The 6,350-nt window shown below is 40.0% G+C and carries 4 protein-coding genes; all 4 read right to left on the reverse strand.

The window, feature by feature from the left end:
* Positions 1-27: 27 nt before the first annotated feature.
* The 4 genes from H7T99_RS09260 to H7T99_RS09275 all read right to left on the reverse strand — a co-directional run bounded on the left by H7T99_RS09260 (position 28) and on the right by H7T99_RS09275 (position 5,020).
* On the reverse strand, positions 28-735 hold the full coding sequence (locus tag H7T99_RS09260; protein WP_014633986.1) for an O-methyltransferase: 708 nt from the start codon (positions 733-735) through the stop codon (positions 28-30).
* 71 nt (positions 736-806) lie between these two features.
* Positions 807-2,027, reverse strand: coding sequence for an OFA family MFS transporter (locus H7T99_RS09265; protein ID WP_037600476.1), 1,221 nt, complete (start codon positions 2,025-2,027; stop codon positions 807-809).
* A 217-nt stretch (positions 2,028-2,244) separates the two neighbouring features.
* Complete coding sequence (pepF, locus tag H7T99_RS09270; protein WP_037600478.1) at positions 2,245-4,050, reverse strand: oligoendopeptidase F; 1,806 nt, start codon at positions 4,048-4,050, stop codon at positions 2,245-2,247.
* A 10-nt stretch (positions 4,051-4,060) separates the two neighbouring features.
* The gene (locus H7T99_RS09275) at positions 4,061-5,020 is read right to left on the reverse strand and encodes a competence protein CoiA (RefSeq protein ID WP_037600481.1); all 960 of its coding nucleotides are present in this window, start codon (positions 5,018-5,020) and stop codon (positions 4,061-4,063) included.
* Between the last annotated feature and the right edge of the window lie 1,330 nt (positions 5,021-6,350).

Raw genomic sequence — 6,350 nt, forward strand, 5'->3', positions numbered from 1 at the left:
ATTATACCACACTTACTTAAATAATGCTTAATCTGGCAAGATAATATTTTCAGAATTTTTCCGAAGCATAAGAAGTCCGTCACTCATAGGTACCAAACTAGCAGTCAAACCAGGGTTATCTAAGGTCGCATCAAAAAGACGATGCAAACCACGGTAAATCGTACGCTGACCACGACGAACCTCCATGATGTCTTTGGCAATATCCCCCCCTTGGAAGATATCATCAAAGACAATGACACCACCTACCTTGAGACGTTTTAGGATTTCAGGCAGAAAGACGATATATTTAGACTTGGCTGAGTCCATAAAAACAAAATCATAATCAGTGTCCAAATCTTGCAAAACTTCTGCTGCATCACCTTCGACCAAGGTAATTTGTTTGCGGCTGTCATACTTGGCTAGATTTTCCTTGGCAAAGCCAATCATTTCTTCATTACGATCAACCGTTGTAATCTGAGCATCAGGCGCATATTCAGCCATAAGAAGGGCTGAAAAACCAATAGCCGTTCCTACCTCAAGGATTTTCTTAGGCTGCAAGGTCTGTAACAAAAATCGGAAATAAGCAACAACTTCGTGCTGGATAATTGGAATATTTTCCTTACGAGCAAAGGCCTCCAGCTCAGCCAAATGCCCTTTATTTTCCTGAAGATGCGTTCGCATGTAATCCACGATATCCTTGTTTACTACTGGGCGACGCATGTTGTGATTTGCGTTTTTACTATATGATTTAACCATGTGTTTTATTATATAAAAAATCCCTAGCGAGTGCTAGAGATTTTTCTTATCTATAACTCAAATCCTCATCATTAGACTACTTGACGAATAACCCTCTTTTTCAAGAGGTAAGCAATAACTAAAGCTACCACGTAAAGAGCAATAAAAACAAGCAAGGTCATCTGGTAAGATTTTGTCAATTCATAGGTTACCGACAGGAGCATTGGTCCCACTAAGGCTGCCATAGCCCAGGCAGTCAGAATATAACCATGAAGGGTAGCCAATTCCTTTGCCCCAAAGATATCGCTAAGGTAGGGAGGAATCAAGGAGAATCCTGCCCCGTAGCAAGTCATCAGAACAGCCATCGCAACCACAAAGACAAGTGGAACTTGCAGGACAATTAGGAGGATAGCCATAACGATATTAACCGCAAAGAGGAGGATAAAGGTCTTCGGACGCCCAATATAATCCGACAAGCCTGCCCACAGAAGGCGACCAAAACCATTAAAGATTCCCATAACACCGACAACAACTGCTGCTGATTCCGCTGACATCCCAACCATATCTTGAGCCATTGGAGAAATAGCAGAGACAAGGGCTAAGCCACATGAGATATTGATAAACAAGATAAGCCATAACCAGTAGAAAGTTGACGATTTCAGAGCTTCATTAGCCGTAACCCCTTTGCTCAAATCAGCAGCCTGTCGGTTTGGACTCTCGTCAGCCAACAGTTGTGCTTCCTCTACACTTGGTCGTTTAATGAATTGTGAGACAAAAAGCATCACAATAAAATAAACAACTCCCAAGATATAAAAGGTCTGCTCAACACCACGTGCCTGAATCAGATATTGGGCAATAGGGCTAGTCAAGAGCGATGCGAAGCCAAAGCCCATAATGGCAAGACCAGTCGCAAGCCCACGCTTGTCAGGAAACCACTTAATGATGGTTGAAACAGGCGTAATATACCCCACACCCAGTCCTAGACCACCAAGAATACCGTAACCAAGATAAAGTATCCACAGCTCTCCCTGAGCAATGGCAACTCCTGTTAGAATGTTACCTCCGGCATAGAGAACAGCCGACATACTCCCAGTCACTCTAGGACCAAATTTTTCAACCAAACGTCCCATGAAGGCTGCAGAAAGACCAAGACAAAAGATGGCCAATGAAAAGGCAAAAGAAACTGAAGATTGATCCCAGCCAGTCTGGGCCATAATAGGATTACGATAGATACTCCAAGCATAGGTAGACCCCAACATAAGATGGAGTAAGACACCACACGTTGCTACAAGATAACGATTGGTTGTTTTCACAAAAACCTACTTTCTATTTCTGAACACGGTTCACTTATCAATTATAAAACGTTAGGTTTTTAGTCTATCATGAATATAAACAAGGAGCTATAAATATGCTCATTAGTCATTTTACGTAGCAATTAGGACTTGCATGCTATAAACGTTCGTTTTTTTAGATGTAAAAAGAACCACTCTTATTCAGAATGATTCTTTCATATAGTATAGTAACTTCTTTTTAAGAAAGGTGAACACCTTTTTCAACCAAGGCTTCCAATTCAACGAGACGGTCTTCAAAAACTTTGAAGGCAGCATCCAAGTAGTCGGTATTGGTCATATCAACACCAGCTTTCTTGATAACTTCCAAAGGATAATCTGAGCTTCCCGCCTTAAGGTAAGTAAGGTAAGCTTCTTTATCCTCCTTAGTACCGTGAACAATTTTTTCAGCCAAGTAGCTTGCTGCTGCAAACCCTGTAGCGTATTGGTAGACATAGTAATTCATGTAGAAATGCGGAATACGTTCCCACTCAAACTGAATTTCGTAGTTATCTTCAGCTTTAAGGTTATAGTATTTCACATTGAGGTCTGCGTAAAGTTTATTCATGAAGTCGGCTGTCAAGATTTGACCAGATGCATCTGCTTCATGGATAGCATGCTCAAACTCAGCAAATTGGGTTTGACGGAAGACAGTTCCCTTGAAACCATCCAAATAGTGGTTAAGAATAGCAAAACGTGTCTTGTCATCTTTAACCTCTTTAAGAAGCGTTTCTGTCAAGATATTTTCATTAGTTGTAGACGCAATTTCCGCCAAGAAGATTGGGTAATCTCCATAAACATATGGTTGTGTCTGACGTGTGAACGTTGAATGCAAGCTGTGGCCAGTCTCGTGAACCAAGGTAAAGAGATTGTCCAGAGTATCTTGCCAGTTCAAAAGCATGAAAGCATTTGTATCATAGGCACCACCTGAGTAGGCACCTGAGCGTTTTCCTTTGTTAGGGTGAACGTCAATCCAACGTTCCGTAAAGGCTGCATGAACCCCTTTACTATACTCTTCACCAAAGATTGCCAAGACTTCTTCTGCTTTCTTGAGGGATTCTTCATAAGTAAGAGCAGTTTCAGTCTCAGAAAGTGGTGTGTAGACGTCATACATCTTAAGCTCGTCAAGCCCCAAGACCTTCTTACGCAAATCAAGGTAACGGTGCAAAAGTGGCAAATGCTTATTCACTGATTCCAAGAGTGAGTCATAAACACTCTCTGGAATAAAATTGGCCGCAAGTGCTGCATGACGTGCCGAATTATAGTGACGAACTTTGGCTTGGTAATTGTGAACCTTAACAACGCCTTGAAGTGTTTGTGCATAGGTATGTTGGAACTGCTCGTAAGTACCGTACATCGCTTCATAAGCACCCTTACGAATATCACGGTCCTTAGCTTCCATGAGGGTGATAAAGTTACCATGTGTCAACTCAACCACATCCCCTTGGCCATCTGATACCCATGGGAAGAGGATATCAGCATTATCCAAGACATTAAAGGTATCCGTTGGACCGTTGAAAATATCACCGGCTGCTGCCAAGAGCTCTTCCGCTTCTTGAGAAAGAACGTGGTCCTTGTTTGCCAAGAGGCGTTCGAAATAGTGGTCATAAAGTCCAAGCCCTGGTTCCTCTGTTTTGAAGGCTGTTAACTTTTCAGCATCCAAGGCCATAAATTCAGGCTCAAAGTAAGCAAAGGCTTCACTCAACTGTGAATAAAGGTTTGAGGCCTTTGCTTGGTACTCTTGATACAGACCTACTGTTGTGTCTTGGTCATTTTTCATTGACGCATAGACATAGATTTTCTCCAAGCGACGCATAAGGCTCATATAAAGTTCTGTTGCCTCAAGCAAGTTCTTAGCAGAATCCAAGAGATGACCTGCATAAGCACTAGCCTTCTTCAAATCCTGAACAGTGCTTTCATATTCGGTTTCCCAATCTGCATCTGTCGCGAAAATGGTCGTCAAATCCCATGTGTATTTTTCTTCTAAATGAGTACGATTGTCTGACATAATATTCTCCTTAATTGTGTCTATTCTTTTCTATTTTAGCATAAAAGGTGGGAGGGTAGAGAGTTTGTCGATAAGAAAAATGCCTTTTTCGATAATATTTCTTAAAAAGCTTTTCAAAACCTTCAAGTGACTGTCTAATTTGTACAAAACCCTGCCTAGATTCAGGAAATCTTACTTGTGGGAAAAAATCCTGATCAGACAGGCATAATAAATTCATTCCCTTAAGATAGGCTTCCTCCTGTCTTCTCATCCACCTTGGATTTTTCCCCATTAATTCTCGTTGAATTACATGTGAGACTTTCTTTCGCTGAGTCACTTGATAGGTCTCAACCTTTTCTGCTTGATAAGGATAACGTAGAACTGTCATCAGATTTTCGGTTAAAGGCCAGGTCTTAGTTAAGTAATAGACTTTCCCAAAAATATCCTCATAGATGAGATACTTAAGTCTAATTTCCTCTTTCTTCCAATCAAGCTCCCATAGATGAAATCCTATCTTAGCCGTAAAATAGAAAAAGTCCCGCTGTAAGTCTGTTAAACGCCGTCCCAACCATAGGTCTTCCCCCAAAAGCCAACGCACTTCATAACCTGCTTGCTGATAGGCGCGTGTCCTCTCTCTCAAACGTTGCTGAGATAACCGAGAACACTGAACTTCTAGAGCCAGGGAATCGCCAACAAATAAATCTGCAATTTGCCCCATCTCAGACAAAACCTTTTCAATACTTACTTTTTCACCATGATTAACCAAAGATTTATACAAAGCTGCCTTAAGGGATAAATGTTGGGCCGATTCATTCTCCGAGAAGAACTGACAATCTTGCAAAGACTTATGAGCAAAATGTGGACACATTACCTGGCCATGTTTCAGAAGGACAACTCCCTGGCAACCAGGACAGCTATAGGATTCCTTACGTTGCAAACTGGTTTCTAGAGCTGAAACGAGCTTCCCCTCCTGATTTTTTGCAATTAACATGACTCTCTCCTTTGTGCACTCTCTTACTTATTCGTAAAAGAATTCACAAAATAAAAAAACATCTAGATTACTCTAGATGCGTCCCCCATTCAAACTGAAACTTGCTCCCTGCTGTATGGAAACTTAGGTTTATAGGTGTATTGCTTACCTTGGGATACAAGTGCCGCTCAGTCCATTTGATCTCTTTTCAACAATCTCAATTCTTCAAGGAAAATCCCCCAATTTTCCTAGGAATCAGGATTTTGAAAACAGTTTCTATCCCACATAACCATTAAAAATAGCTAATGTAGCATAGACAGATGCTCTCACAAACATCTGGTCAAATTCCGTCACTGAAGCATCATCCCAATATGCTTATCACCCTTTTGTTCCGCAATCCCAATAAAAGCTTAATCCTTGAGTTGATAATGAGATAAAACAATTTTTAGACTTTTACAAGTTAAAGTCTTTATTTACTAACATTGAACCACCATTTCCCTAGGTGCAGTTCAATACCAACAAACGCAAAACCGTGTTGGTCCAAAATGGTTTCTAGTCAAGAGTATCTTATGATTGATAGTCAGTCAATCTGAAAAGCTTTCCCTCTAGCTTTTTGACGCAGAACATCTTACTGCTTACAAGATACTATTTCCTAGAAGAGTAATGGCTAAAAACGCCACTCTCAAAACATATCACCTATCAGTCATTAGGTTTAATCCACCTTCTGATAGGTATATTAGCAGTTACTGCTTTATTTTCTTTCCCTCTTTGCTTTTGAAGATTAGTCTCTACCGATTCTGCTGTTTTTGAATCTGTCGTTTGCTCTACACGGATTAAAAATACCGCTAGCTCCCGCTACGATGATGCTGATGTTTTAAATCGATTAATCTGATTTGTTTGCTGTTTAAATCTTCTCTTTTTAAATCATCACAATGAAACATTGGAATTTGATAACTTAGAATTTCAGATTCTAAGCTAGTCTTTTTGACCAGGGAGTCACCCTGCCAAAAAACAAACTCTTCCTAACACAATCTATTATACTGTATTATAATTTTTTGTCAATTAATTTATTTCATATTTTTTGAAAATAATATTTAGACCCATGTTTTTTACATGGTTAGCTATAGAGAAAAGCCTATAATATAGGCCTTGTTTGCAGTTTTGAAAAAATTAGAAAATGTATATCATTTTTTCTTTTTTGAGTCTAAATCAAGGAGTTTTACTAAATGTCAGAAAATTTCATCTTTATTATTTCTAGCTATCTTGATTCTTCCAAATCATAACCACCCGTCTAACGGGTGGTTTGATCAAGGGCTATAAGCCCATAATACCAGCCAGCGCCTAAAGACGC

It is taken from the genome of Streptococcus sp. 17.1, from assembly GCF_016648655.1.
Taxonomy (GTDB): domain Bacteria; phylum Bacillota; class Bacilli; order Lactobacillales; family Streptococcaceae; genus Streptococcus; species Streptococcus salivarius_E.

Bases quoted from the DNA above. Each gene is read 5' to 3' on its own strand.
- pepF (WP_037600478.1), bottom strand. From the start codon at position 4,050: ATGTCAGACAATCGTACTCATTTAGAAGAAAAATACACATGGGATTTG.
- H7T99_RS09260 (WP_014633986.1), bottom strand. From the start codon at position 735: ATGGTTAAATCATATAGTAAAAACGCAAATCACAACATGCGTCGCCCA.
- H7T99_RS09275 (WP_037600481.1), bottom strand. From the start codon at position 5,020: ATGTTAATTGCAAAAAATCAGGAGGGGAAGCTCGTTTCAGCTCTAGAA.